This window comes from Geothrix alkalitolerans (genome assembly GCF_022808885.1).
GTDB lineage: Bacteria > Acidobacteriota > Holophagae > Holophagales > Holophagaceae > Geothrix > Geothrix alkalitolerans.
Window position 1 is genome coordinate 57688 of record NZ_JAKZLE010000009.1, and the last position, 25636, is coordinate 83323.

Below are 25636 nucleotides of genomic sequence, written 5' to 3' on the forward strand. Positions count from 1 at the left end.
TTTCCGAACCGTCAGGCATCTTGAGGAAGTGAATGGCCATTGATCGCGTCAAAGTCAAGAAGGAAGCCGACAAGCTCTTGACGGCGGGGAAGGTCGATCGGGCCATCGAGGAGTTCCACAAGCTCGTCGAGGACAACCCCAAGGACTACGCGACCCTGAACCAGATCGGCGACCTCTACGTGCAGATCGGCCGGTCCCGGGAAGGAGTGGAGATCCACAAGCGGCTCGGCGGGTCCTACGAGCGGGACGGCTTCCACGCCCGGGCCGCCGCCATCTTCCAGAAGGTGGTGCGCAACGCACCGGAGGACATCGACGCCGCCCAGCGCCTGGCGGACCTCTACCGCCAGATGAACAAGGTCACCGATGCGGTGAAGGTCCACCTGCAGGTGGCCGAGCACTTCCAGAAGAAGGGCCTCATCAAGCGGGCCCTGGAGGAATTCAACAAGGTCGTCGACCTCGACCCCAAGAACCTGAAGATGAAGGTCAAGCTGGCCGACCTCTACAACAAGGAGGGCATGAAGGACCGCGCGGCGGGCATCTACCTGGAAGTGGCCGAGTCCCTGGCCATGGAGCAGATGCACGGGGAGGCCAACCAGATCCTCGAGCGCGCCAAGTCGATGATCTCCACGCCGCATGTCTTCCTCACCCAGAGCCGGCTGGGGGTGATCCAGGGCGACTATGCCCTCGCCGCCCAGCACCTGCGTGAGGGGCTGGCCAGCAACCCGCGCGATACGGAGCTGCTGGAAGCCCTGGCGGAGATCGAACTCCGCAGCGGACACCCCGACCGCGCCCTGGAGGCCCTGGGAGAGATCGCCCAGCTCCCGGAGAAGTCCCTTCCGCTGGCCGAGAAGGCCCTCCGCAACCTGGTGAACGCCGACCGCGGCAACGAAGGCCTCCTGCTGTTCGCGCCCATCGCCCGCGAACTGGCCCGCCGGGGTTCCGGCGACATCGTCGGCCGCAGTCTCCGTGGGGCCATGCAGAGCGCCATGAGCCTCGAGGCCTGGGTGCTGCTCGCCGAGATCGCCCACCAGAGCGGCAACCGGGCCGACCAGGTCCATGCCCTGCAGAATGCGTACAGTCTGGCCCACCAGGCCAATGACCAGTCCCAGATCGGACAGCTCGCCAACCAGCTCCGCGGGTTGGGCGTGGTTCCCGATGCCTCGGCGCCGCTGCCCAGCCCGCTCCAGGCCGGTTCCTCCGCGGGCTTCCAGGCTCCGGCGATCATGGAGACCACCCTTCAGGGCGGGGGGGACACGGAGCTGGATCCCGTCCGACGCCTTCGCATCGAGCAATTCTCCCGGGAGGCCGAGGCCCTGCTGCGCGGCGGCAGCCACGACCGCGCCGTGGAAAGCTACAAGAAGGCCCTGGAGCTCGATCCATCGGATCTCGCGATCATCGAGGCCATCGTCGCCGTGCACCGGACCACCGGGCACCTCACCAAGGTGCAGATGCAGTACGTGCAGAGCGCCCAGGCCCTCAACCAGCTCGGCAGGAAGCGCGAGGCCGCCCAGCTGCTGGACATGGCCGAGCAGCTCTTCCCGGGATCGACCCGCATCCACCGCCGGACCCTGGGCCTGCCCGAGCCCGGCGCCCGCCTGCCCGAGCCTCCGCCCCCTCCGCCGGTTCCTGCGCCGGCCCCGCCGCCGCCGCGACCGGCCATCCCCCTCGCCGCTCCCGCGCCCGCTCCGGCCCCCGCTCCCATCCCCCTGCCAGAACCCCAGCCCGAGCCCCAGCCCGAGCCCTCCCTCTCCCTGGAACAGCCCATCGAGCTGGAGCTTCCCGACCTTGCTCCGGCGCCGCCGGCCAAGCAGCCGCGCACCCCCTCACGGGAGCCCATCCCCCTGGGTGAAGGCCTGCCCGTGCTGCCGGAGCCCATCCTCCCGGCCGCGGCCCTGCCTTCGGCCCCCACAGCGGCGGCGGTCCCGCCTGCTGCGCTCGACGCCTCCGACTTGAGCTGGATGGACGAGACTCTGTCCGACCTGAGCGCCGGATCGGAAGCCGTCTCCTCCCCCACGCTGCAGCTCCCCCCCATGCCCACGGGCGTCCTCTCACCGGAGGTCGTCGAGGCCCTGCCGCCGCTCTCGGCCGGAGAGCCCTGGGCGCCCCCGGCGGAGCCGGCCCTGCCGGATGAGCTGGGCGGCCTCCTGGGCGACATCGACTTCCAGCTGGATTACGGAAGCCCGGAGGAGGCGGAAGTCGAGATCCAGGCCGCCCTCAAACAGTTCCCCGGGCACCCCGAACTGGAAGCCCGCATGGAGCGGGCCTCCATCGCCCTCCAGAAGCTGGGCCACGCCCCCAAGGCCAGCGCCCTGGAGGAAGGTGACTTCGCCAATTCCTTCTTCGACCTCACGGACGTGCTCGGCACCGCCCTGCTGGACACGGGCGAGGGCGAGGAGATGCACGACGCCACCCACGTGGTGGAGAAGATCCAGAGCGTCGACGAGTTGTTCAGCGCCTTCCGCGAGGGCGTGGAGAAGCAGGTCAAGGGCGACGACTACGACACCCACTACAACCTGGGCATCGCCTACAAGGAGATGATGCTCATCGACCCCGCCATCGAGGAGTTCAAGATCGCCATGGGCGACCCCGAGCGGACCCTCGAGTGCTGCTCCATGCTCAGCATCTGCGAGCAGAGCCGGGGCGATCTCCAGGCCGCCGTGGACTGGCTCCGGCAGGGTGTCGAGGCCCCCGGCTTCCCGCCCGAGGACAGCATCGGCCTCCGCTACGACCTGGCCGAGATCTACCTCCAGCAGGGCCAGACCGCCCTCGCCGCCGCCGAGTTCAAGGCCGTCCACGAGATGGACCCCGACTACCGCGACGTGGCCGCGAGACTGGCCTGACGCTTTCCGGGGGACCCGCGCTCCGCTTCGCTGCGCGCACACCCCCGGTCCCCCACGCCCCCGCCCAGCGAAGCCGGGCGAGGGCTTTCATCCTGCTTGCCCACCCGCTTCCCCTCGGGCCTGGCGTGAGCTAGCTCACTACCCGGCTGCCGCTGGCGCCCCAGGGCTGGAGGGCCTGGAGGGCGGGCTGGACGGGCTTGCCGGGACGCTGGAGCTGGGTGAGCTCCAGGGCGCCTTCGGGGGTGGTGAGCCAGGCGCCCTCCTTACCCCAGAGGAGCTGGCCCGGGTCGCGGTAGCAGGTGCGCAGGGCCCCCACGCCACAGACCTTGAGGGGCTGACCCTCCAGCTGCAGCTCGGATCCCGGCCAGGGCCAGAGGGCCCGCACCTGCCGGTGGAGTTCCGCCGCCGGGCGGTGCCAGTCGAGGTGGCCCATGTCCTTGCGGAGCTTCGAGGCGTAGGTGGCCTCCTCGTGGCGCTGCTCCACGGGTCGGCCGCAGCCGCAGAGCAGCAGGGGCAGCTGATCCATGAGCAGCTCGGCCGCGTCTTCCGCCAGGGTGGCCAGCAGGCTCTCGGCCGTGTCCCCATGGCCGATGGCGCGGCGGGACTGCGCCAGGATGGGCCCTTCGTCCAGCCCCGGGGTGAGGCGCATGAGGCTGACACCCGTCTCCTCGTCCCCCGCCAGGAGGGCGTGATTCACCGGCGCCGCGCCCCGCCAGCGGGGCAACAGGGAGAAGTGCAGGTTCCAGACACCGTTGGGACAGGAATCCAGCATCCAGCCGGGCAGCAGATGGCCATAGGCCACCACCACGGCGAGGTCGATCTTCAGGGAGTCCCACAGCTCGCGGGTCTCCGGCGCCTTCCAGGTCGGGGGCTGGTGGACGGGCAGGCCCAACTCCAGGGCCGCCCCCTTCACGGGCGGGGCCTCCAGGTGGCGCCCCCGGCCCGAAGGCCGGTCGGGATTGCAGAACACCGCCTCAATGCCTTCCTCGGCCAGGGCCCGCAGGGCCGGGACGGCCGCGCGGGGGGTGCCAAGGAACGCGATGCGTGTCATCCCCGGGCCTGTTTTTGGTACTTGCGCTGGATGACCTGGCGCTTGACCGGTCCGAAGTACTCCACGAAGAGCCGGCCGCGCAGGTGGTCGATCTCATGGCAGAAGGCCCGGGCCAGCAGGTCCTCGCCCTCCAGCTCGTGCCAGCTGCCGTCCTTGGCCCGGTTGCGGATGGCCACCTTCTGGGGGCGCTCGAGCACTTCCCGGATGCCGGGAATGGACAAGCAGCCCTCTGGCCCCACCTGGCTGCCCTCGGTCCGGACGATCTCAGGGTTGATGAGAACCAGCTTCTGGGCCGGATCCTCTCCGCAGGAGCAGTCGATGACGGCCAGGTTGAGGTTCACGCCGACCTGCGGCGCCGCGAGGCCCACACCTTCCTCGTCGAGGGCCGTTTCGAACATGTCGGACACGAGCTGTTCCAGCTCGGGGGTCCATGCCCCCACATCCTCGCTGTTCTTCTTCAATCGGGGATCGCCCCAGGTCAGTACGGGCAGGACGGCCATGCATTCGCTCCAGCATTCCAGTGTAATCCATCGGGGTTCCCGGGGTAATCTGAGAGGTCCGTACCCCGGAGCCCCGCATGCTGCGTTCCTTCCGCCAGGTCTTCAAATCCAACCGCACGCCCATGGCGGCGGTCATGATCGTGGTCCTCCTGGGCCTGGTGGCGTATCTGGCCCCCTCCGGGCGGGTGGATACGCCGGATACCGTCGTGGCGCGGGTCTACGGCCGCGAGGTGCTCCTGCGCGACCTGGCCGAGCACATGCAGGAGCTCTACCAGCGCTACGGCAAGCAGGCCAGCCCCGAGGCCCTCAAGCCCTTCGTCCAGTCCCAGGCCCTGAAGGACCTCATGAACCAGAAGCTCATGGAGGAGCTGGCGGAGCGGCACCACGTGGTGGTGACGGATGAAGAGGTGGGCGCCCGTCTCCGTGCCTTCCTGAAGCAGTACCCCGTCCTCCTGGATGCCAACGGCAACCTGAAGTCCACCGCGGAACTGAAGCAGATCTTCCAGGACACCGGCTTCAACCCGGCCATCCAGGAGCGGAACCTGCGCAGCGAGCTGCTGCGCACCAAGCTCATTCAGCAGGCGGCCGTCCAGGTGCCCGTGGACGAGGCCTGGCTGGCGGTGGAGAACCGGCTGCGCAACGAGAAGGTCGCCTTCCAGCAGGCCACCCTGGCCGTGGACCCCGCCGCCGTGGCCGACCCCGGCGACGCAACCCTGGAGGCGTTCTACAAGGCCGGCGGCCAGCGCTTCCTCCAGCCCCCCCGCCGGGTGATCCAGTACGTGGCGGTGGACCGCGCCGCCCTGGGCAAGGACCTCCAGGTGGACGACGCCACCCTCAAGGCCGCCTTCGAGGCCCGGAAGAACGATTTCATCGAGTTCAAGGCCCGCCACATTCTCTTCAAGGCCGAGGGCGACACCCAGTTCCAGGAGGCCACGGCCAAGGCCGAGCTGCTGCGGGAGCGCCTCGTGAAGGGGCAGGACTTCGCCAAGGCCGCCGAGGAGCTCAGCGAGGATCCCAGCGCCAAGGGCAACGGCGGCGACCTGGGCTGGTTCAATGCCTCGAAGATGGTCAAGCCCTTCTCGGATGCCGCCGCGACGCTCAAGCCCGGCGAGATCAGCCAGCCCGTGCGGACCGTCTATGGTGTCCACCTCATCAAGCTGGAAGGCCGCCGGGAGAAGCGGTTCGAGGAGGTCAAGGACCAGCTGGCCCGCGAGATCTCGGAGGACCGTTTCAACGCCCGCGCCCAGGAACGCCTTGAGCAGATCCGCAAGCGCGCCAACGGGGGCGACCTCGGAGCCGCGGCCAAGAGCTTCGCCAGCCAGGCCCAGCTCAGCCAGCCCTTCAGCAACGAGCCCGGCGCCCAGTCCGAAGGCCTGCCGGAACTGCCCCAGATCGCCGGCGAGGCCTTCCGCCTGAAGGTGGGCGAGGTCTCCAAGCCCATGCGGTTCGCCGATCGCCACATCCTCTTCCGCGTGCAGGAGGAGCTGCCTGAGGCCGTGCCGCCCTTCAAAGAGATCCGCGCCAAGGTGCTGACCGCCTACCGCCTGGAGGAATCCCGCAAGCAGGCTCTGGCCAAGGCCGAGCAGGCCATCAAGACCGGCGGCATCCAGGCCGTGGGCCCCGTCTCCGACCAGGCTGCGGCCCCTCTCAGCGGCCTGCGCGACCTGGTGTCCCACCCCGGCATCCGCAAGGCCCTGCTGGACACCCCCGTGGGCCAGACCACGCCCCTGCTCTGGGCTCCGGACGGCAAGCTCTGGGCGGCCCGCATCGTCTCGCGGGAGCCCGCCCCGGCCCTCGACTTCGAAAAGCGCCGGAGCCTCATCCAGGAGGTCCAGACCTCCGAGGCCCAGAAGCTCCTCTCCGCCGAGCTCCAGTCCCTGGACCAGGAAGGCCGCCTGCGCCCGGGCCTCAGCAGCTTCTGGGGCCACTTCGGCGGCATCTACGTGAACGCCAGCGCCGTGCAGGTGCCGGTGGAGGAGTAGCTAACAGCTATCGGCTGTCAGCTGTCAGTGACTGATAGCTGACAGCTCCATCGCCCGATCGCACAGGACCTCCACAGCCGCCTGATCGTGGCTGGCCAGGAGGAGGGCCGTGCCCTCGGCCTTGAGGTCCAGGAGCAGGGTCAGCAGGTGGCTCGCCAGGGTCGCATCCAGGGCCGAAAAGGGTTCGTCCAGCACGAGCAGGACCGGTTCCAGCATGAGGGCCCGTCCCAGACAGAGGCGCTGGGCCAGGCCCCCGGACCAGGCCCCGGGCCGCTGATCCAGGGCCGCCTCCGGGAACCTCACGCGCGCCGCCATGGCTGCCGCAGCCTCCCGGCGGGATGACTCCGTGCCCCGATTCCAGATCTCGAGGGGCTCCTGGAGGATCTCCCAGCCCGTGCGGTGGGGCGGCAGACTGGCCAACGCATCCTGGAACACCGCCTGGATCCGGGGCCGGCGGACCCGCCGTTCCCGCTCCGGCAGGGGCGACCAGGGCGCGCCCTCCAGGAGGATCCGGCCTTCCGTCGGTTCCAGCAGACCCAGCACGAGATTCAGCAGGGTGGTCTTTCCCGCCCCGCTCGCGCCGACCACGCCCAGGGCTTCCCCCTGGGCAATGGAAAAAGAGACACCCCTGAGCACATCCTTCCCCATGCGCTGAAGGCGCAAGCCTTCAGCGCAAAGGACGGGCCCTTCCCTCAGCGGATCACCTCGGCGCCCAGGTAGGGCCGCAGGGCCTCGGGCACCGGGATGCTGCCGTCGGGCTGCTGGTAGTTCTCGAGGATGGCCACCCAGGTTCGGCCCACGGCGAGGCCGCTGCCGTTGAGGGTGTTCACGAAGGCGGGCTTGCCCTCCTTGCCCTTCATGCGGATGTTGGCGCGCCGGGCCTGGAAGTCGCCGAACCAGCTGCAGGAGCTGATCTCCCGATAGGTATTCTGCGAGGGGAGCCAGACTTCGAGGTCGTAGGTCTTCTGGCTGCTGAAGCCCATGTCCCCCGTGCAGAGAAGCACGCGGCGGTAGGGCAGTCCCAGGGCCTCGAGGATGGCCTCGGCGTTGGCCGTGAGCCGCTCCAGCTCCGCCTCCGCGTCATCGGCGGCGGCGAAGGTCACCAGCTCCACCTTGTGGAACTGGTGCTGGCGGATGATGCCCTTGGTGTCCTTGCCGTAGCTGCCCGCCTCGCTGCGGAAGCAGGGCGTGAAGGCGCAATGCCGCAGAGGGAGGGTCTCCGCCGGCAGGATCTCGTCGCGGTAGAGGTTGGTGACGGGGACTTCCGCCGTGGGAATGAGGTAGAGGGGCGCGCCGTCCCCGCGCGAGGTCTTGAAGAGGTCCTGCTCGAACTTGGGCAGCTGGCCCGTGCCGTACATGCTCTCGGCGTTCACCAGGTAGGGCGGAATCACTTCGGTGTAGCCCGCCGCCGTCTGGCGGTCCAGCATGAAGGCGATGAGGGCCCGCTCCAGCTTGGCGCCCAGGCCCTTCAGCACGGCGAAGCGCGCGCCGCTCAGCTTGGCGGCGCGGTCCAGGTCCAGGATGCCCAGGGCGGTCCCAAGCTCCACATGGTCCTTCGGCGCGGCGATCGAGGGGACCTGGCCCCAGCGCTTGACCTCGACATTCGCATGCTCGTCGCGTCCGGAGGGCACGCTGGCGTGGGGCGGGTTGGGGATGCCGGCCAGGAAGTCCCGGAAGGCGGCTTCGATCTCGCGCTCGGCCGCTTCCAGGTCCTTGAGCTTGTCGCCCACCTCGCGCTGCTGGGCGATGAGGTGGTCCGCGTTCTCCTTGGCCCGCTTGAGGCGACCCACCTCTTCGCTGACGCGATTGCGCTCGGCTTTGAGGGCCTCCGCCTCCTGGAGCGCGGCCCGGCGCCGCTGGTCCAGCTCCTGGTAGCGCGCCTGATCCAGGGCGTAGCCGCGCTCGGACAGGCGGGCCGCCACGGCGTCAAGGTCGTTGCGCAGGAGGTTGGCGTCGATCATGGTGGGGATTCCCGGAAACGATCAGTTTAACTTGCTCCGAACGGGCCTTGGCGCGTTCGGAGGAGGCTCAGGCCTGCGCCCAGGCTCCCTCCGGCATGGGCTCTCCTGCCCAAGCCACCCCGAAGGCCTCCCGCACCGCCTCGATGCCGCCATCGGTGCCCAGGACCAGGCCCATTTTGGCCAGGGCCGCCCAGCGGGTATGCAGGCCGCCGGAGATGGCGCCCATCGCCTCGATCTGCCGCCCCAGCTCGTATGCCGAGAGGTCCACGCCGCCGTAGGGGCACTGGGAGATCACCACCACGGGCAGCCGCCGCTGCCGTGCGTCCTCCAGCATGGCCCGGAGGTCCGCCCGGCCCATGGGCAGGTTGCCCGCGCCGAAGGCCTGGATCAGGATCGCCCTGGCGCCCGCGGGGGCCAGGCTCCAGGCCATGCCCGGGTGGGGCGTCAGGGTGTGGATGGCCAGATCCAGCCGCGCTCCCACGCCCTCCGGCACCTGGCGGACGAACTGGCCCACATCGGGGTGGAGGCGGATTTCCGCCCCGATCTCCGCCAGGGGCGGCAGGTTCGGGCTCTGGAAGGCTTCGAACTGGTGGACGCTCAGCTTGTCCGCCGCCACCCCGCGGATCCAGTGGGTACCGAAGCAGATCCCCACCTCGGGGATGCCGCGGCAGGCCAGGTCCACCGCGTTGACGAGGTTGCTGCGGGCGTCGCTGCGCACGAAGGCCAGCGGGCGCTGGCTGCCCGTGATGACCACGGGCTTGCCCAGGTCCGCCAGCAGGAAACCCAGGCATGAGGCCGTGAAGGCCATGGTGTCCGTGCCGTGGATGATCACGAACCCGTCAAAGTCCTGGGCCGCGGCCCGCACGCGGGTGGCCAGCGCCAGGATGTGCTCCGGCTCCAGGCAGGAGGAATCCTGGTTGAAGGGCACCTCCACCGAGAGCTTCGCCATCTGGCCCAGCTCCGGCACCTGCTCCAGCAGGTGGTCCAGGAATCGCCCCGGCGCCAGCGAGGCCGGTTCCCCGCTGGGCATCATGCCCAGGGTGCCACCCGTGTGGAGAAGGAGGATCGTCCGCATGCTTCCACCCTAATCGAAACGGGCCGGACTTCTCCATCGGGCACGGCGCACCGTCGATGCTCTGGTCCATGGTTGGCCCACGCCCCTTCCGGATGGTTAACTGGACCGGGACCTTCGCCAGCTCATGCGCCGCATTCCCCGCTACCTCCAGCTGATCGCGGGCCGCTATCTCCGGCGGCTGCTGAGGGGGCGTCTGTCCGGCCGGCAACTGCAGACGGCCGTGGAGACGGCCATCGCCACCCTGCCCATCCAGGAGAAACTCCTGGTGCGCGAGGGGGCCCTGCGCTCTGAGACCCTGAACCGTCAGCTGGCCTGGGCCATGGCCTTCATCGCCGGGGCGGTGAACGCCGGCGGTTTCCTGGCCGTGAGCCACTACACCTCGCACGTGACCGGCGTGGTGTCCTCCATGGCCGACGAGCTGGCCGACGGGGACCTGGCCACCGCCTTGGCGGCGCTGGCCATGATGCTGAGCTTCCTGGCGGGGGCCTTCGTCTGCACCACCCTGATCAGCTTCGGCCAGCGCCGGCGCATGCGCAGCCGCTACGCACTGACCCTCGTGTTCGAGGCCCTTCTGATGATGGTCTTCGGACTCATGGGCAACCGCCTCCAGCAGGAGATCCGGTTCACCCTGCCCAGCACCGTCATGCTGCTCTGCTTCATCATGGGCATGCACAACACCGTCACCTCCATCATCTCCGGCGCCGCGGTGCGCACCACGCACCTCACGGGCACGGTCACGGACATCGGCATCGAGCTGAGCCGCCTGACCTACGTGAACGTCCACCACCGGCACGGCCGGGAGCGCATCGTCGCCAACCGCCAGAAGCTCACGCTGCTTCTGCTGATCCTGGTCTCTTTCATCGTCGGCGGCGTGTCGGGGGCCCTCGGGTTCCGGCACATCGGCTTCAAGGTCACGGTGCCCCTGGCCCTGTTCCTGTGCTTCCTCGCGGCCCGTCCCCTGCTGCTGGAGATGCGCCTCCTGCTGCACCGCCTCCGCCGACAGTGGGATCCGGACCACACGACGCCGTGACCTCCGGCCCTCCCCGGGCGGCGGATCGTTGGCTACAACGTGGATGACCGCGGAACCTGCAATGCGGCCTACAGCGCGACCACGGCCGCCTTCAGCTCGTCGAAGCCCTGGTCGCAGGTGCAGCTGATCACCACGGCGCACTGGCCGGGCTGGCTCGGCGGCAGCTGGACCTCCCCGTCGAAGTGGCCATCGCTGGCCGTGCGCCCGCTCAGGAGGCTGGTGGCCTTCTTGAGGCTGGACACCAGCTTCACCGAGACCTCGGCATCGGCCACGGGGCTCTGGCTCTGGCTGAGGCGGGCCTGCAGGCGCACCCGGAAGGGGGCTCCGAAGGCCGGCTTCAGGGGCTGGTCCAGCACCAGCTCCAGCGTGTCCACATCGCCCTCCAGCTGGAGGAACTCGAGGATGGCCTGGTCCAGGGGGCGGTCGTTGAAGGCCTGCTTCTCCAGCAGGTCCGGCGGCGTCTGGTCGTACTTGCCGTTCTTGATGTCCCGGATCACCGCCCGGTGCTGCTCATCCATGCGCTCCTGGACGGCGACATCGGACACGGGTGGGGTCGAGATCAGGTCCTCGTAGGAGGACCGGTAGTTGTCCAGGATCTCGCCGCCCACGTAGATGAGGGTCTCGATCTTGGGGTTCGACATGCCCTTGTCTTCGGTCTGCACGTGGTAGACGCGATTCCCATGGCGGACATCGGTGTTGTAGCCGGTGATCATGGGAGGAACCCGGAAGACGAAGTGGCAGGGCGGTTCATGAACCTACCTTTGCAATCTTCCAGCCAGTTCCGGCATGACCTCCCAGGCGATCTCGCGGATCACCTGATCGCCCATGCGGGCCACCAGGGCCTTCACCAGGGCATCCATCAGCGCAGGATCGGCCAGGAGCGCCTGGACCTGGGCGGGCGTGAGGGCTGCCTGCCCGGGTGCGGCAGGCGCCTGCCCAGGCGCGGCAGTGGTCGCCTCCACCGGGGCGGCCAGGACGGGCATGACTGGCGCAGCGGGCGGCGCGAACGGGACCACCGGCGGAATCCCGGCGACCGGGGGCGCCGGAAGGGGAGGCTCCAGGAACGGGACCGCCTGGGGCTCCGGTGCGGCCGGATGAGGGGACGGGTGAGGGGTCTCGGGAGCGGGCTGGTGAGCCTCCTGCGACCGCCCCAGCAGACCGGCGGCTCCCGCCGCCAGGCCGGCGAAGGCGACGCCCGCCGCAGGGAGGACCGAAGGACGCTCGGCCGCGGCGGGCGGTTCGGGCAAGGGCGGCAGCTCGAGGGTGCCTCCCAGGTCGTCGAGGGCCTCGAGGCCCGAGAAGGCCGGCAGGCTTTCCTCGACCAGGGCCTCCGCCGGGGCAGGTTCAGAGACAGGTTCGGGGGCGGGCTCCGGCACCGAGGCAGCCACCGGGGGAAGCGACGGAGGGACCGGCAGGGACTCGGCCGCCGCAGGGATCGCGGCCGGCAGCGAGGGGAGCGACTCGGTGGCCAGGCCGTGAAGGCTATCCAGGTCCAGTTCTTCCAGGTCGAGGTGGACCTGGGCCACAGCCGGGGGTTCGGAGGCCAAGGCGGAAATCGGCACAGCCATCGGTTCGGGAACCGGTGCGTGAATCGGTTCAGGAGCCGGCACGGGGGCCGCCCCGACCGCCACATCCTCGGGCCAGAGGTCCTCGGCCGTCAGGACCAGCAGGTCATCCTCGGCCGTGTCGACGAGGGCGATCTGGGGAGGCTCGGGGCCCGCATCAAGGGTTGGCAGGCTGATGTCCGGAACTGGGAAGTCGGCCGCCACCGCCGGAGGCGGGAGGTCGGGCGGAAAGACCGGTCGGGCGAATTCGGCGGTCTTCGCAGGCTCCTGCGTCGGAGGGGCCACGGCGGCAACCAGTGCGGCGGCAGGCGCGGCAGCCACCGGCGCAGCGGAGGCGACCGGGGTCGCCAGCAGCGCCTTCACGCGGTCCGCCAGCTCCCGGAGCTCGATGGGCTTCTTCAGGAAGCCCTGGATGGGGGCCTGGGCCAGCTTGGCCGGGTCCACGGGGTCCAGCACACCGGCCATCATGGCGATGGGAAGGCGGGCGGTGGCCTCCATCTCCCGCATGCGGGCCAGCAGGGCCCACCCGTCCATGCCGGGCATGGCGGTATCCACCAGCGCCACGTCGAACCGTTCGCCCCGGGCGATCCGGTCCAGGGCCTCGGCAGCGGAGTCGACGCAGACCACTTCCACATCCGTGGGAGCCAGCAGGGATTCGGCGATGCGGTGGATGCTGGGATTGTCGTCCACGAGGAGGAGGCGGGGCATCTGGTTACCTCGGGAGGCCGGGAGGAAGAAAGAGTGGCTGGGCACAACGCTACCAGAAATCTGCACTTCCAACGCAAGCGAATGGGCCGGAGGCGTGTCTGGAATCTGACGCTAGCGCAACAGCTTCTTCAAGACCCGTACCCGTTCCACTTCCACCAGGCGGACCAGCAGGACCCGGTCCCCCACCCAGATCCAGGCGACGCCCAGGGGTTCGCGCAAGGCGACCTCGGGGCCTCCGGGCAGCCAGCCCTTGACGGAGACGCGCAGGTTCAGGGCGGCGCGCCAATCCGGACGGAAGGCCTCGTTCAGCGCCTGGCGCTGGCGCTCCGGCGGCAGGGCGCTCTCGTTCCACCGCTGGTCCCAGGCATCGAAGGCCCCGTTGTCCCGCCAGGCCCAGGCCGCGTCCCAGGCGGGCCAAGGCAGCGCCCCCTCGGGCACCGGGGTCCAGTCCACCCCCGTCATCGGGCTCGTGCGGCGGGCCATCCCCTCGTCGGCGAGAGGCGAAGCCAGGGCCATGCGCTGAGGCGGGTGGGCCGTGAGCAGCCCCGGTCCCGCGGCGGCGCGGCGCCACCGGCCCTCCTTCAGAACCCAGGCGGCCCACCCCTGGACGCCTCCGTACCAAAGGCGGTCCGCCCGCGGGAACCAGAGGCGGTCCCCCGCGTGCCAGGGCAGCTCGATGCGGGCCCCGGGCAGGTCCCGGCCATCGTCCGACAGGGCCTCCAGCTTCGTGGCCAGGCCCCGGGGCGGAGGGGGGAGACCCGCTTCGTCCCAGGCGGCGAGGGTGGCTTCCCCCAGATCGGTCTCCAGGGGCAGGACGCCGACCAGAAGGCGGGATTCCGCCCGGGGATCCGGTTTTTCGAAAAAGCCCAGCAGCACGGCCTTCCCGTCCCAGCTGAATCGGCTCCAGGGCCCGGACTCCGTGGACCAGATCACCCGGCCCTCGGGCACCTCCAGCAGCCGAGTCTCGTAGCGGCCGTCTCCCATCTGGAGGGTGACCAGCAGGCGGTTGCCCTTGCCCGGATCCAGCCGAGCGGAGGAAAGGGGGGCATCGAATCGGTACCGGCGCCATTCCAGCCCGCGCCAGAGGACGACCTCGCTCCGTCCCTGGGGACCGTTCAGGGCTAGGCCCTGGTCGCCAAGGTAGGGCGAGGCCGGCTCCCAGGGTGTCCCGAAGCCGCCTTCGAAGGGCCAGGGCTCGGACTGGTCCGGGTCCAGGGCCCCCTGGAAGCGGGGCGCCCAGCCATCCTCCAGCCTCAGCTCGGCGAGGGTCTCACTGCCGCCAAAGCTCATCACCGCGGGGGCGTCCGCCGCGCCCACCCCGCCCGAGGTCACCGGACGCGGCGCCTGCACCACCGCGAAGAGCAGCAGCATGGCGGCGATGAAGAGGGTGGCGATGATGTACCGTTGTGGGATCACGATGGGACCGCAGAGACAGCACCATCATGCCTGATCGGAGGCGCGCCGCGATGAAGCACAAACCCGCCGTGGAGACCGAGCTCAAGCTGCGCATCCCGGCCACGGGGCCCTACCGCGCCCTGCTGGAGGCTCTCGGGTTTCGCGAGGTCATCCCCGCCCAGGCCGAGGTGAGCGTGCTCTGGGACCGGGATGGCGAGCTTCGGGCCGCGGGCTCGGCGTTGCGGACCCGGCGCTTCGCCGGGGCCTTCCGGCTGACCTGGAAGGGCCCCAAGGTGCCGGACCCCATGCTCAAGATCCGCCCGGAGCACGAGGCTGGCATCGACGACGGCGAATCCCTGGAGGCCATCCTCCGCGCCCTGGGCTACGTCCCCGTGCTGCGCATGGAGAAGCGCCGGGCTGTGTGGGAGCGGGAGGAACTGGAGGCCTGCCTCGACGAGACCCCCTTCGGCTGCTACCTGGAGCTGGAGGGCGACCCCCAGGCCATCCGCGCCGCCATGGAGGGCTTGGGCCTCGCCCCCGACCGCGCGGAGCCCCGCAGCTACCCTGAGCTCTACCAGGCCCACGGACTCGGTTAGGCCCCTAAAAGAAGAACCGCCAACCGCGGAGAATCAACCGCCCGGATGGGTCGGCGCGATTTAGACCTTCAGCACCTGCTCCAGGTCCTCGATGAGGTCCTGGACGTCCTCCACGCCCACGCTGAGGCGCAGGAGGTTGTCGTTGATGCCGAGGCGCTGGCGGTCGGCCTCGGGCACGCTGCCGTGGGTCATGCTGGCGGGGTGGCAGACCAGGCTCTCCACGCCACCGAGGCTCTCGGCCAGGGAGAAGACCTTGAAGCTGGAGGCCATGCGGCGCGTGCGCTCCGCGTCGCCCGTGTCGAAGCTGACGATGCCCGAGAAGCCTTTCATCTGCTGCTTGGCCAGGGCGTGCTGGGGGTGGGACTCCAGACCCGGGTAGTAGACGGCCTTCAGGTCCTTGCGGGCCTCCAGCCAGCGGGCGATCTGGAGGGCGCTCTGGTTGTGGCGCTCCATGCGCAGGTGCAGCGTCTTGGTGCCACGCAGGATGAGCCAGGACTCCATGGGCGAGAGGATGCCGCCGGCGGCCTTCTGGTGGAACCGCAGGCCCTCTGCGATGTCGTCGCGGCTGGTGATGGCGATGCCGCCGATGGTGTCGCTGTGGCCGTTCAGGTACTTGGTGGTGGAGTGGAAGACGAGGTCAGCCCCCAGCTCCAGGGGGCGCTGGTTGTAGGGCGTGGCGAAAGTGTTGTCCACGGCCAGCACGGCCGTGCAGCCCGCCTCCGTCATCACGCGGCGCACGCCGGGGATGTCCGTGAGGCCCAGCATGGGATTGGTGGGCGTCTCCAGCATCACCAGCTTCGTGTTGGGACGCAGCGCCGCCTTGAAGGCCGCCAGATCGCCCGTGTCCACCTGGGTGTAGGTGAGGCCGAAGCGGGTCATTACCTTGTCCAGCAGGCGGAAGGTGCCGCCGTAGACGTTGTCGCCCAGCACCACGTGGTCGCCGCTGGAGAGCTGCTCGAAGATGGCCTGCACCGCCGCCATGCCTGAACCGAAGGCCATGCCGTGGGCCCCGCCCTCGAGGGCCGCCAGGTTGGCCTCCAGCGCGTCGCGGGTGGGGTTGCGCACGCGGGCGTAGTCGAAGCCCTTGTTCTGGCCCAGGCCCTCCTGCACGTAGGTGCTGGTGAAGAAGACGGGCGTCATGATGGCGCCGCTGGTGGGATCCGGGCTCTGGCCGGCGTGGATGCAGCGGGTGTCGAAACGGCCTTGGGGATTCATGGGACCATCCTTCCTGGTCCACCAGTGTGAAGGTGAGCGTCCATGAGGAAAAGCATCGCTTTGGTTTCTATGCTGGCGGTCCTCCTGGCTTGTCGATCCGACAAGCCCGAGGACCGGATCCGGAAGGCCTTCGAATCCTGTCGCGCCGCCGTGGAGGACGGGGACGCGGCGGCCGCCGTGGGGCCTCTGGACCCGGCCTTCCGCGGCCCAGAAGGCATGGACAAAGGTGGCGCCCGGCTGTTCCTCACGGGCCTCCTGAGGCAGGACAAGGTGGGTGTGACCGTGCTGCGCAACGACCTCGCCGTGCGGGGAAACGAGGCCTTCCAGGAGGTGGACCTCATCATCACGGGCCGCCAAGGCGGTCTCCTGCCCCGGGACGCCACGCGCCGATCCTTCGGCCTGCGCTGGCGGAAGGCCGGCGACGACTGGCGGATCCTGGAGATCCAGGAGCGCTAGGAACGTCAAGAACGCTGGGAGCGCTAATCCCCCAGGTAGGCCATGAACTCCTGGTGCAGCTCCAGGGGGAGGTGGCAGGCGGCGGCCTCCTCATCCACGAGCTGAGCGCAGCGGGGGACCGCCTTCAGGAGCGAGGCCGGAATGCCCCCATCCCGGGCGTGGCGCAGGCTCTGCATCATGGCCTCCCGCCAGCCCAGGCGGTAGAGCGTGACCAGCAGCATGGCGTGGGCCCTTGCATTGCCCGGATCGATGGCGAGGGCCTGGAGCAATTGGCGTCGCGTGGTTTCCAGGACATCCTTCCGGACTTCCGCCTGGCCCGCGGGACGCTTTTCCAGTGGAACCTCCCCCTCATGCTCCGGAGCCGGCGCGACCCCTCCGGCCCTGGCGACCCCCCGGGGCCCCGAACCCGGGGACGGGGGCCTCGCAGGGGGGGTGTCCCGGGGGCGCCCGGAGGCAGCGGGGGCAGAGGCGGGGAGTTCCCTCGGCACTGTGGCCTCCTGGGCTCTCGCGGGCCGAGGCGCAGGAGCCGCTGGGAACGGGGCCGGGGCCCCGCGGGGCGGCGGGGGACCGGCGTGGAGGCACTCCGGGCTCCAGCGCCAGTTCGGATCCTTGGCGGCCCTCAGGGCCGCCGCCAGGGCCTCGGCGCTCTGGAACCGGTTCGCCGGGTCCTTGGCCAAGGCGCCGCTCAGGAGGTTCCAGACGTCGCGGCTGATGCCGTGGAAGGCCGTGGGCAGGAGGGGCGGCGGAGGCTCGTGCAGCAGGCGGTAGATCACGGCGCCGGGATTGGGCCCGTCGAAGGGGGGGATGCCCGTCAGCGTCTCGTAGAGGACCACCCCCACGGCGAACAGGTCGCTGCGGGCATCCGGACGGCCCCCCTGGAGGTACTCCGGCGCCATGTAGGTCACGGTGCCGAAGACGATGCCCTCATCCGTGGTGTCGGTGTTGAAGATCTTGGCCACCCCGAAATCCAGAACCTTGGCCTGGAGGGCCTTCCCGTCCCACACCACCCGGATGTTGGACGGCTTGATGTCCCGGTGCAGCACCTGGTGCTGGTGGGCCACCGCCAGCCCGTCGCAGACCTGGGCCAGCACCTCGAGGGTGTCCCGCGGCGAGAGGGTGCCCGCCCGGATGAGCGTGGCCAAGTCTTCGCCCTTCACCAGCTCCATGGCGAGGTAGAGCACCCCCTGCTCCTCCCCCATCTCATGGATGGTGACGATGTTCGGATGGTTCAGCGCCCCGGCGGCCCGGGCCTCCCGGGCGAACCGCTCGCGCGCCTCGGGCCCCGCGGCCGCCGAGGCCTGGATGACCTTGATGGCCACCTCCCGCCCGATGATGGGATCGCGGCCCACGTAGACATCGCCCATGCTTCCCTGAGCCAGCAGGCGGAGAATGTCGAACTTGCCGAGGCGCGTGAGCACGGGACTTTCCAAGGATTCGGCCCCGATCATCGGACGATCCCCAAGCCGGCGTCCAGGCCTTTTCAGTCCCCCTGCCCCAGCAGCCAGCCCTCGTCCCGCACGGGAATGCCCAGGGCCTCGGCCTTGGCCAGCTTGGAGCCGGCCTTCTCCCCGGCCACCAGCAGCGTGGTCTTGGCGCTGACGCTGCCCGTGACCTTCGCCCCCAGGCGCTTCAGCAAGGCCTCAGCCTCCTCCCGGGAGAGCGTGGGCAGGGTGCCGGTGACGACGGCCACCTCGCCGGAGAGCGGCAGGCCGCTCCGGTCGCGGGGTTCTGGCGGAGTTGGATGGATGCCCAGGGCGGACAGCCGCGCGGGCAGGTCCGGGTGCAGGGCCGCAAAGGCGCGCAGGGCGGCGGCGACCTTGGGACCCACTTCCTCCACGGCCTGGAGGCGGCCCTCTTCGGCCGTCCACAGCGCCTCCAGTGACGGGTAGGCCTCCGCCAGCAGCTCCGCGGTGCGGGCGCCCACCATGGGGATGCCCAGGGCGTGGAGCCACCGGGACAGGGGCTTCGTGCGGGCCGCCGCCAGGGCGTCCATGAGGTTCTGGGCGGATTTCTCCGCCATGCGCTCCAGGTTCGACAGGTACGCCAGACCCAGCAGGGGCTCCTCCAGCAGGGTGAAGATCTCCCAGGGCTGCTGGAAGCGGCTCGACGCCACCAGCTGCTCCACCAGGGCCTCGCCCATCCCCTCGATGTCCAGGGCGGACCGCCCGCCGAAGTGGAGCATCCGCGCCACCAGCTTGGCCGGGCACTCGGGGTTCAGGCAGCGGATGGCCACCTCGGCGTCATCGGCCTTGCCCACCTCGCCGCCGCACACGGGGCAGACGGGAGGTACCTCCGGCGCCGGCAGGTCGCGGTCCTCTTCTCCGGGCACCAGGGCCACCACCTTGGGGATGACCTCCCCGCCCTTCTCGATGAACACGCGGTGGCCCACCTTCAGGCCCAGGCGAGCCAGCTCGTCGGCGTTGTGGAGCGTCGCCCTGCGCACGGTGGAGCCCGCCACCTCCACGGCCTCAAGCTCCGCCACCGGCGTGAGCTTGCCCGTGCGGCCCACCTGCCAGGTGATGCCCAGCACCGTGGTGGTCACCTGCGTGGCGGGGTACTTGAAGGCGATGGCCCAGCGCGGCACGCGATCCGTGGCGCCCAGCCGCTGCTGAAGGTCGGCATCGAGCACCTTGATCACCACCCCGTCCGTGTCGAACGGGAGCTTCTGGCGAGCCTCGGCCTGGGTGAAGATGAAGGCCAGCATGGCCTCCAGGTCCCCGGTGGCATGGGCAGGCATGACCCCGAAGCCCCAGGCGCCGAGGTGGACCATGGACCGGGCGTGATCTTCTGCCGGGCCGCCATCCCAGAGCGCCTGCCAGGGCAGGAAGGACAGCCCGCGGCTGGCCACCTCCCGGCTGTCCAGCAGCTTCATGGTGCCGCTTGCGGCGTTGCGGGGGTTGGCGAAGCGGGCCTCGCCCCGGGCGTCCCGCTGGCGGTTCAGCTCCTCCCATCGCTTGCGGGACAGGAACACCTCGCCGCGCACGGTGAGCGTGTCCGGGGCGTTCTCGGGCAGCCGCATGGGGATGTCCGCGATGGTCCGCGCGTTCTCCGTCACCAATTCCCCGGTCTCGCCGTCGCCGCGGGTGAGGGCCTCCACCAGCTCGCCTTTCTCGTAGCGCAGCGACAGCGACAGCCCATCCACTTTCAGCTCTGCCGCGTACCGCGGCGGAGCCTCCGGCGCGAGCTTCCGCCACTTGGTCTCCCAGTCGCGCAGTTCCGCTTCGGAATAGGCGTTGTCGAGGCTCAGCATGGGCGTGGCGTGGCGGCGCTTCTCGAAGGCCTCCACGGGCGGCGCGCCCACGCGCAGGGTGGGGCTGTTGGGATCGGCCAGCTCGGGATGGGCGGCCTCCAGGTCGCGCAGCTCCCGCTCCAGGGCATCGTACTCCGCGTCGGAGACGGTGGGCTGGTCCAGCACGTAGTACCGGTGGCGGTGCTGCCGCACCTGGTCAGCCAGCTGCTTCATGCGGGTCCGGAGATCCATCACTTCACCTTCGACCGGTACAGGATGCCCATGATGAGCCCCAGGGCGAGGAAGAAGCTGAGGGTGCTGCTGCCCCCGGCACTGAAGAAGGGCAGCACCATGCCCTTGTTGGGCAGGGCCCCGGCCACCATGCCCACGTTCACCAGCAGGTGCAGGGCGAAGATGCCCGCCGCCCCGGCGCAGAAGTAGGCCTCGGCGGTGGTGTGGGCGGCCTTGGCCGCGTCGAGGATGCGGCCGAGCAGGAGGCCGAAGAGGCCCAGGGCCAGCAGCACGCCCAGGAAGCCCCGCTCCTCCGCCCACACGCTGAAGGCGAAGTCGGTGGTCTTCACCGGCAGGAAGTTCAGCTGGGTCTGGGAGCCGCTGGTGAAACCCTTGCCGATGAGGCCGCCGGAACCGATGGCGATGCGGCTCTGATTCACCTGGTAGCCCTTGCCCTGGAGGTCGCTGGAGGGATCCAGGAAGATCATCACCCGCTGCTTCTGATAGGGCTTCAGCACGACTTTCCACGCAGCGAACCCACCCACCGTCACCAGCAGCAGGAGGGCCACCACCCACCGCGCCCGGAGCCCCTTCATGAGGGGGATGATGAGCAGGATGGGCAGGAAGCTGAGGGCCATGCCGAGGTCGGGCTGGCGCTGGACGAGCAGCATGGGAAAGGCCACCAGGCCCACCGCGCCCAGCAGCTCGAGGCGGCCGATGCTGTCCGCGGGCCGGGAGCCCAGGCGCTGGGACACGTAGAGCAGCGTCACCCACTTCATGAGCTCCGAGGGCTGGAAGGTCTGGCCGGCCACCACGAACCAGCGGGTGGCGCCTCCGATCTTCTTGCCCACCACCAGCACCGCCGCCAGGGCCGCCAAGCCCAGCAGGTAGGCGGGAAAGCTGTAGCGGAGGACGCGGCGGGGGTTCGTGTTCGCCAGCAGGAGCATCAGCGCCAGCCCCATGAGGTTCCAGACGGTCTGCTTGAGCCAGATGGTGGCCTGGGGCGTGTTCCGGCCCGCCGAATAGAGGGTCAGCGTGCCCAGGGCCATGAGGGCGAGGATGACCCACAGCAACCGGGAATCCAGGGCTCGGACGCGATCCTTCATTCCGCCGCCTCCGCAGGAGGGGCGAAGGGATCCACCATGCGGCCCCTCGGGGGCGGGATGGGATTCTTCACGCGATCCACGAACCAGTACTTCACGAGCTTGGCGGCGATGGGCGCGGCGGCGGTGGAGCCGAAGCCCGCGTTCTCCACCACCACGGCGAAGGCGATCTGGGGCTTGTCGTGGGGCGCGTAGCCCGCGAAGAGGGCGTGGTCCTTCAGGTGCTTGGCCTGGCGGGCGTAGTGGCTCTTGTCCACGAAGGTGGCCACCTGGGCCGTGCCGGTCTTGCCCACGAAGGGGGCTTCCCGCGCGATCTCCCGGATGAAGGGGTTGGCCGCGGCGGTTCCGCTCTGGACCACCTCGTACAGCCCCTCGTCCAGCACCGCCCAGAGCCTCGGATCGAGCGGTGTCTCCTTGGTGCCCGGGGGAGGCGCGGGCTCCAGCTGATTGGTCTGGTCGCTGCGGAAGCCGTAGAAGAGGTGGGGCGTGAGCACCTTCCCCCGGGTGGCCAGCGTGGCGTAGAACCGCGCCAGGCCAATGGGCGTGACGCCCACGGCCCCCTGGCCGATGCCCACGCTGATGGTCTCGCCGGCATACCATTTGGGATCCTTGGGCACGGCCTTGCGCTTCCAGGCCCGGCTGGGGATGCGGGTGCGCTTCTCCCGGGGCAGGTCGATGCCCGTGCGCTCCGTCAGGCCGTACTTCTCCGCCGTGGCGTAGATGTCGTCCACATCCAGCCGGGAGGCCACCTCGTAGAAGTAGACGTCGCAGCTCTGGGCGATGGCCTGGACCAGGTTCAGGCCCCCGTGGCCCGTGGGCTTGTCGCAGCGGAAGTCGCGGCCGTAGAAGTTCTTCTTCCCGGCGCAGTAGATCACGGTCTGGGGGGTGATGACGCCCTTCTCCAGACCCGCCAGAGCCACCAGAAGCTTGAAGGTGGAGCCCGGCGCGTAGATGCCCTGGATGGCCCGGTTGATCATGGGGCGCGTGGGATTGTTCAGGTAGCGGTCCACCATCTCCTGGCTGAGGCGGTTGAGGAAGAGGTTCGGATCGTACGAAGGGCTGGAGTACATGGCCAGGATGCCGCCGTCGCGGAGGTCGAGCACCACGGCCGCGCCGGCCTCCTCTCCGTAGGCGTCCTGCATGACCTTCTGGAGGCCCGCGTCCAGGGTGAGGTAGAGGCTGTGACCCGCGACGGCGTCCGTCTGGCCGAAGTGGGCGACTTCCGTGCCCAGCTGGTCCACGAGGATGCGCCGCTGGCCGTCCACCCCCTTGAGCTTGTCGTTGCCGCTGGCTTCGAAGCCCTCCTTCCCGATGGTCTCGCCCAGCCGGAAGACATCGGGATTGGCCTTCATCATCGGCTCGTCCACCTCACCCACGTACCCCAGCACGTGACCCGCCAGCTCGTCGCCGAGATACACACGCCGCGGCGCCACGTCCACACTGAGGAAGGGGAAGCGGGCCCGGACCCGCTCCGCCTGAGCGATGCCCACATCATCCAGGTTCTCCTTAAGTACCAGCGGACGGCCCTTCCCGGCCAGACGGTAGCTCTGGATCTTCCGCATGAGCCCGGCCGGGTCCAACTCCAGGGCCTGGGCCAGGCTCTGCACGACTTCCGGTCGGGTGGGGAGATCCTCCCGCTGGATGACGAGATGCAACGCGCGGCGGTTGTCCACGAGGCGGTAGCCGTTGCGGTCCAGCACCAGGCCCCGCGGTGCGGCGATGGGGCGGATCTTCACCGCCTGCTGCATGGCCAGCTGCTTGAACTCTCCGTGCCGGACGATCTGGAGCCAGGCGTAGATCAGCACCAGCAGGGCCACCAGGCCCCAGGCCAGGCCCTTGAACACCCCGAGGCGGCGGTGGAGGAGGGGGCGCTGCCGGGGGTCCATCAGCCCAGCCGGGGAGAAGGCCCGGAGTACAGCAGGCGCCAGGTCGCCCAGCCCCAGAGCGGAAGGCTGAGGAAGGCCCAGAACCAGCCGGAGCCCCAGGCATGCGGGCCCGCGGCCAGACGCACGGCCGCGTGGACCAGGAGGGTGTGCGCGACGACCAGGCAGGCCAGCCGCGCCAGCCAACCCTTCAGACCTTCCAGCGGCCAGCGGCCCGCCATCCAGCCGGCCGCCAAGGTCAAGGTCATGTCGGCCCAGGCCGTCCCGCCCAGGTGTGGATAGAGTCGCAGGGATCCCTCGAAGGCCCAGCCGGCGGCCGCCGCCCAGAGCACGCCCGTCAGAGCAGAGCCCGCCCGGGGCGCCAGGGCCAGCACCAGCAGCACATGCACCACGGCCTGGAGCCGCGGGAAGGGGGCGCAGAGGAACACCAGGCCCAGGGCGGCCGCGCACAGGAGGTTCTGACGCATGGCGGAAGGAGCCGGGATCCTCATGGCGTCCCCCGCTTGCGCTGCGGCTTCTGCTCCGGCGCCACGAAGGGCGGCTGCACTTCCAGCGGCGGCTGGGCGGGCAGCAGCAGCACGGTGGAGATCCGATCCAGAGGCGCCGACAGGTTCACCTGCACCTTCAGCTCCAGGTCGCCGCGCGCCACCTCGGCCACGTAGCCCACCAGGAGGCCCCGGGGAAACACGCGGTCCAGGCCCGACGTGAGGACGGCTTCGCCCACCTGCACCACCTCCTGGTTGCTGATGTAGCGGATCAGGGCGCGCCCGGACCCCAGGCCCTGGAGCACGCCCGTCGCGCGGCTGCGCATGAGCATGACGGCCACGGAAGCGTTCGGCGCGTCCGCCGGCAGGATCTTCGACTGGGTGGGCCCCACGGACCAGAGGCGACCCACGATGCCCTCGGGCACCAGCACGCCCTGATCCGCCACCAGGCCCAGGTCCTGGCCCCGATCCAGGATGAGCCCCCCGAAGGCGGCGGGCCGCGTGCTGAAGATCACCCGTGCCCCCTTCAGATCCAGGGGGACCTGCCGCTTCAGCCCCAGGAGCCGCACGGCCTCGTCCGCCTCCATCAGCCGGGGCGCCTCCTGTGCCATCTGGGTCCGCAACTGCGCAAGCTCCGCGCGCAACCGTTCATTCTCGGCCTGGGTCTCCGCGAAGCTGCGGGCCGACACCCGCCGGGCCGCCCGCCACTGCGTCCACCGGGACGCCAGGCCCTGTCCGGGCTTCGAGAGGACATCGGCGGCGCGCGCCCAGTGACGGCCGGGATGCGGGCCCAGCAGGACCCAGGTTCCGTGGCCCAGCCACAGGAGGAGGACGAGCAGGCGCTGCCAGCCCGTGCGGCTCCATCCCCACTTGGCTGCGCGGAGGGCCATCTGTCGAACCTCCCGCCAGCTAGTCGAGGATCTGGATGCGGCGCAGGAGCGGGATGTTCTCCAGCAGGAGCGCGGTTCCCCGAACCACGGCGGTCTGGGGATCCTCGGCGCGGAAGACCGGCAGGTGGGTCTCCTTGCGCAGCCGCTCGTCCAGGCCCTGGATCAGCGAGCCGCCGCCCGTGAGGCAGATGCCGCGATCGATGAGGTCGGCCGCCAGCTGGGGGGGCGTCTCGTTGAGGGCCTTGCGGACCAGGTCAATGATGGCGTTGATGGGCTCGGCCAGCGCCTCGCGGATCTCCGCGTCGTTGAGTGTCAGGGTCTTGGGCAGGCCCTCGAACTGGTCCCGGCCGCTCACCTCCATGGTGCGCGTCAGCTCCGAGGGGAAGGCCGATCCCAGCGTCCACTTCACTTCCTCGGCCGAGGCCTCGGAGATCAGCACGTTGTACTTCTCGCGGATGTACTTGATCACCGCCTCGTCCATCTCGTCGCCGGCGATGAGGATGGAATCCGAGAACACCTTGCCGTTGTAGCTGATGACGGCCACGTCCGTGGTGCCGCCGCCGATGTCGACGATCATGCAGCCGCGCTTCTCATTGATGGCGAGGCCCGCGCCGATGGCGGCCACCATGGTCTGGTCCACGATGAAGACCTCGCCGGCCTTGGCGTCGTAGCAGACCTGCTTCACGGCCCGGCGCGCCACCTGGTGGGCCCGGGGCGGCACGCTCACCACGATGCGGGTGCGGGCGATGCCGCGGTTGGGCCGGGCCTTGGAGATGAACTGAGCCAGCATCTTCTCGGCGGCGTCCACCTCGAAGATCATGCCGTCCTTCATGGGTCGGATGGTGCGCACGCCCTGGGGGGCCCGGCCCAGCAGCTGCTTGGCCTCGTCGCCCACGGCCTCCACGTCATGGGTGACCGTGTTCACGGCCACGATGGAGGGCTCGTAGATGACAATGCGGCCCGCCTGCTTCGTATGGATCAGGGTCGACGCCGTGCCGAGGTCGATGGCGAGGTCCGAATTGAAGATGTTGGACCAGAACTGGCTGGAAAAAATGCTGGCCACTGGCGGCTCCCGGAGAACCTCCTAGAGTGCCACGAACCACCCCTCCCCGGCCAGCCGAGGAACATCCGCCCGCCGGGCCCTGGAGCGGCGTTGCATCCCCGCGGCCAGCAGCTCCTCCACCTCCCGACCCTGTGGGTCGCGGAACAGGCTGCGGGGCCGCCTGTGGAGCGGGGCCCCACAGGGAGGGAATCACGCCCGGGTGGGTCGAAGTCCCCGATCACCCATGGCGTGTCCGGGGCGGCGTTGCATCCCCGCAGCCAGCAGCTCCTCCACCTCCCGACCATGTGGGTCGCGGAACAGGCTGCGGGGCAGCCTGTGGAGCGGGGCCCCACAGGGAGGGAATCACGCCCGGGTGGGTCGAAGTCCCCGATCACCCAT

The 25636-nt window shown here is 70.0% G+C and carries 21 protein-coding genes; 5 read left to right on the plus strand and 16 right to left on the minus strand.

Annotated elements, in window-relative coordinates; translation table 11 throughout:
• Positions 1–32 precede the first annotated feature (32 nt).
• Positions 33–2840 carry a tetratricopeptide repeat protein gene (locus MLJ35_RS15475; RefSeq protein WP_243383896.1) on the plus strand — a complete coding sequence of 936 codons (2808 nt, stop codon included), beginning with the start codon at positions 33–35 and terminating at the stop codon, positions 2838–2840.
• A gap of 130 nt (positions 2841–2970) precedes the next feature.
• Here MLJ35_RS15475 and fmt read toward each other — a convergent pair whose 3' ends face one another.
• Both fmt and def read right to left on the minus strand, forming a co-directional pair.
• Positions 2971–3891, minus strand: a complete 921-nt coding sequence (gene fmt / locus MLJ35_RS15480) for a methionyl-tRNA formyltransferase (protein ID WP_243383897.1) — start codon at positions 3889–3891, stop codon at positions 2971–2973.
• Positions 3888–4391 carry a peptide deformylase gene (def, locus tag MLJ35_RS15485; protein ID WP_243383898.1) on the minus strand — a complete coding sequence of 168 codons (504 nt, stop codon included), beginning with the start codon at positions 4389–4391 and terminating at the stop codon, positions 3888–3890. The genes fmt and def overlap by 4 nt, the downstream gene beginning before the upstream one ends.
• Positions 4392–4468: 77 nt before the next feature.
• Between def and MLJ35_RS15490 the strand changes: the two genes are divergently transcribed.
• On the plus strand, positions 4469–6373 hold the full coding sequence (locus MLJ35_RS15490; protein ID WP_243383899.1) for a peptidylprolyl isomerase: 1905 nt from the start codon (positions 4469–4471) through the stop codon (positions 6371–6373).
• 24 nt (positions 6374–6397) lie between these two features.
• Here MLJ35_RS15490 and MLJ35_RS15495 read toward each other — a convergent pair whose 3' ends face one another.
• The 3 genes from MLJ35_RS15495 to MLJ35_RS16060 form a co-directional block, all read right to left on the minus strand.
• Positions 6398–7036, minus strand: coding sequence for an ATP-binding cassette domain-containing protein (locus tag MLJ35_RS15495; RefSeq protein WP_243383900.1), 639 nt, complete (start codon positions 7034–7036; stop codon positions 6398–6400).
• Between the two features lie 29 nt (positions 7037–7065).
• Positions 7066–8334, minus strand: a complete 1269-nt coding sequence (gene serS / locus MLJ35_RS15500) for a serine--tRNA ligase (RefSeq protein ID WP_243383901.1) — start codon at positions 8332–8334, stop codon at positions 7066–7068.
• A 67-nt stretch (positions 8335–8401) separates the two neighbouring features.
• A complete protein-coding gene (locus MLJ35_RS16060; RefSeq protein WP_275976448.1) occupies positions 8402–9409 on the minus strand; it encodes an asparaginase in 1008 nt (335 codons plus the stop codon).
• Positions 9410–9533: 124 nt separating this feature from the next.
• Between MLJ35_RS16060 and MLJ35_RS15515 the strand changes: the two genes are divergently transcribed.
• Positions 9534–10439 carry a YoaK family protein gene (locus MLJ35_RS15515; protein WP_243322675.1) on the plus strand — a complete coding sequence of 302 codons (906 nt, stop codon included), beginning with the start codon at positions 9534–9536 and terminating at the stop codon, positions 10437–10439.
• A 68-nt stretch (positions 10440–10507) separates the two neighbouring features.
• Here MLJ35_RS15515 and MLJ35_RS15520 read toward each other — a convergent pair whose 3' ends face one another.
• From MLJ35_RS15520 to MLJ35_RS15530, 3 genes are all read right to left on the minus strand, one after another.
• Complete coding sequence (locus MLJ35_RS15520) at positions 10508–11152, minus strand: hypothetical protein (protein WP_243322674.1); 645 nt, start codon at positions 11150–11152, stop codon at positions 10508–10510.
• A gap of 42 nt (positions 11153–11194) precedes the next feature.
• A complete protein-coding gene (locus tag MLJ35_RS15525; protein WP_243383902.1) occupies positions 11195–12712 on the minus strand; it encodes a response regulator in 1518 nt (505 codons plus the stop codon).
• A 111-nt stretch (positions 12713–12823) separates the two neighbouring features.
• Positions 12824–14128 (minus strand): hypothetical protein, encoded by a 1305-nt coding sequence (locus tag MLJ35_RS15530; RefSeq protein WP_243383903.1) that lies wholly within the window; start codon positions 14126–14128, stop codon positions 12824–12826.
• Between the two features lie 50 nt (positions 14129–14178).
• Between MLJ35_RS15530 and MLJ35_RS15535 the strand changes: the two genes are divergently transcribed.
• Positions 14179–14703, plus strand: coding sequence for a class IV adenylate cyclase (locus MLJ35_RS15535; RefSeq protein ID WP_243383904.1), 525 nt, complete (start codon positions 14179–14181; stop codon positions 14701–14703).
• A gap of 60 nt (positions 14704–14763) precedes the next feature.
• On the opposite strand, the gene MLJ35_RS15540 is transcribed toward MLJ35_RS15535, so the two are convergent.
• Positions 14764–15918 carry a trans-sulfuration enzyme family protein gene (locus MLJ35_RS15540; RefSeq protein WP_243383905.1) on the minus strand — a complete coding sequence of 385 codons (1155 nt, stop codon included), beginning with the start codon at positions 15916–15918 and terminating at the stop codon, positions 14764–14766.
• 42 nt (positions 15919–15960) lie between these two features.
• Between MLJ35_RS15540 and MLJ35_RS15545 the strand changes: the two genes are divergently transcribed.
• Positions 15961–16374, plus strand: coding sequence for a hypothetical protein (locus tag MLJ35_RS15545; RefSeq protein ID WP_243383906.1), 414 nt, complete (start codon positions 15961–15963; stop codon positions 16372–16374).
• Between the two features lie 23 nt (positions 16375–16397).
• Here the strand turns inward: MLJ35_RS15545 and MLJ35_RS15550 are convergent, their stop codons facing one another.
• The 7 genes from MLJ35_RS15550 to mreB all read right to left on the minus strand — a co-directional run bounded on the left by MLJ35_RS15550 (position 16398) and on the right by mreB (position 25258).
• Positions 16398–17792, minus strand: a complete 1395-nt coding sequence (locus tag MLJ35_RS15550; protein WP_243383907.1) for a serine/threonine-protein kinase — start codon at positions 17790–17792, stop codon at positions 16398–16400.
• Positions 17793–17854: 62 nt separating this feature from the next.
• The gene (gene ligA, locus MLJ35_RS15555) at positions 17855–19855 is read right to left on the minus strand and encodes an NAD-dependent DNA ligase LigA (protein WP_243383908.1); all 2001 of its coding nucleotides are present in this window, start codon (positions 19853–19855) and stop codon (positions 17855–17857) included.
• Entirely contained in the window at positions 19855–20940 is a 1086-nt protein-coding gene (gene rodA / locus MLJ35_RS15560) for a rod shape-determining protein RodA (RefSeq protein WP_243383909.1), read from the minus strand. Before rodA ends, ligA begins: the two co-directional genes overlap by 1 nt.
• Positions 20937–22823, minus strand: coding sequence for a penicillin-binding protein 2 (mrdA, locus tag MLJ35_RS15565; RefSeq protein ID WP_243383910.1), 1887 nt, complete (start codon positions 22821–22823; stop codon positions 20937–20939). The genes rodA and mrdA overlap by 4 nt, the downstream gene beginning before the upstream one ends.
• Positions 22823–23311 (minus strand): hypothetical protein, encoded by a 489-nt coding sequence (locus MLJ35_RS15570; RefSeq protein WP_243383911.1) that lies wholly within the window; start codon positions 23309–23311, stop codon positions 22823–22825. The genes mrdA and MLJ35_RS15570 overlap by 1 nt, the downstream gene beginning before the upstream one ends.
• Entirely contained in the window at positions 23308–24195 is an 888-nt protein-coding gene (mreC, locus tag MLJ35_RS15575) for a rod shape-determining protein MreC (protein ID WP_243383912.1), read from the minus strand. Before mreC ends, MLJ35_RS15570 begins: the two co-directional genes overlap by 4 nt.
• A gap of 19 nt (positions 24196–24214) precedes the next feature.
• Positions 24215–25258 carry a rod shape-determining protein gene (gene mreB / locus MLJ35_RS15580; protein ID WP_338028450.1) on the minus strand — a complete coding sequence of 348 codons (1044 nt, stop codon included), beginning with the start codon at positions 25256–25258 and terminating at the stop codon, positions 24215–24217.
• Between the last annotated feature and the right edge of the window lie 378 nt (positions 25259–25636).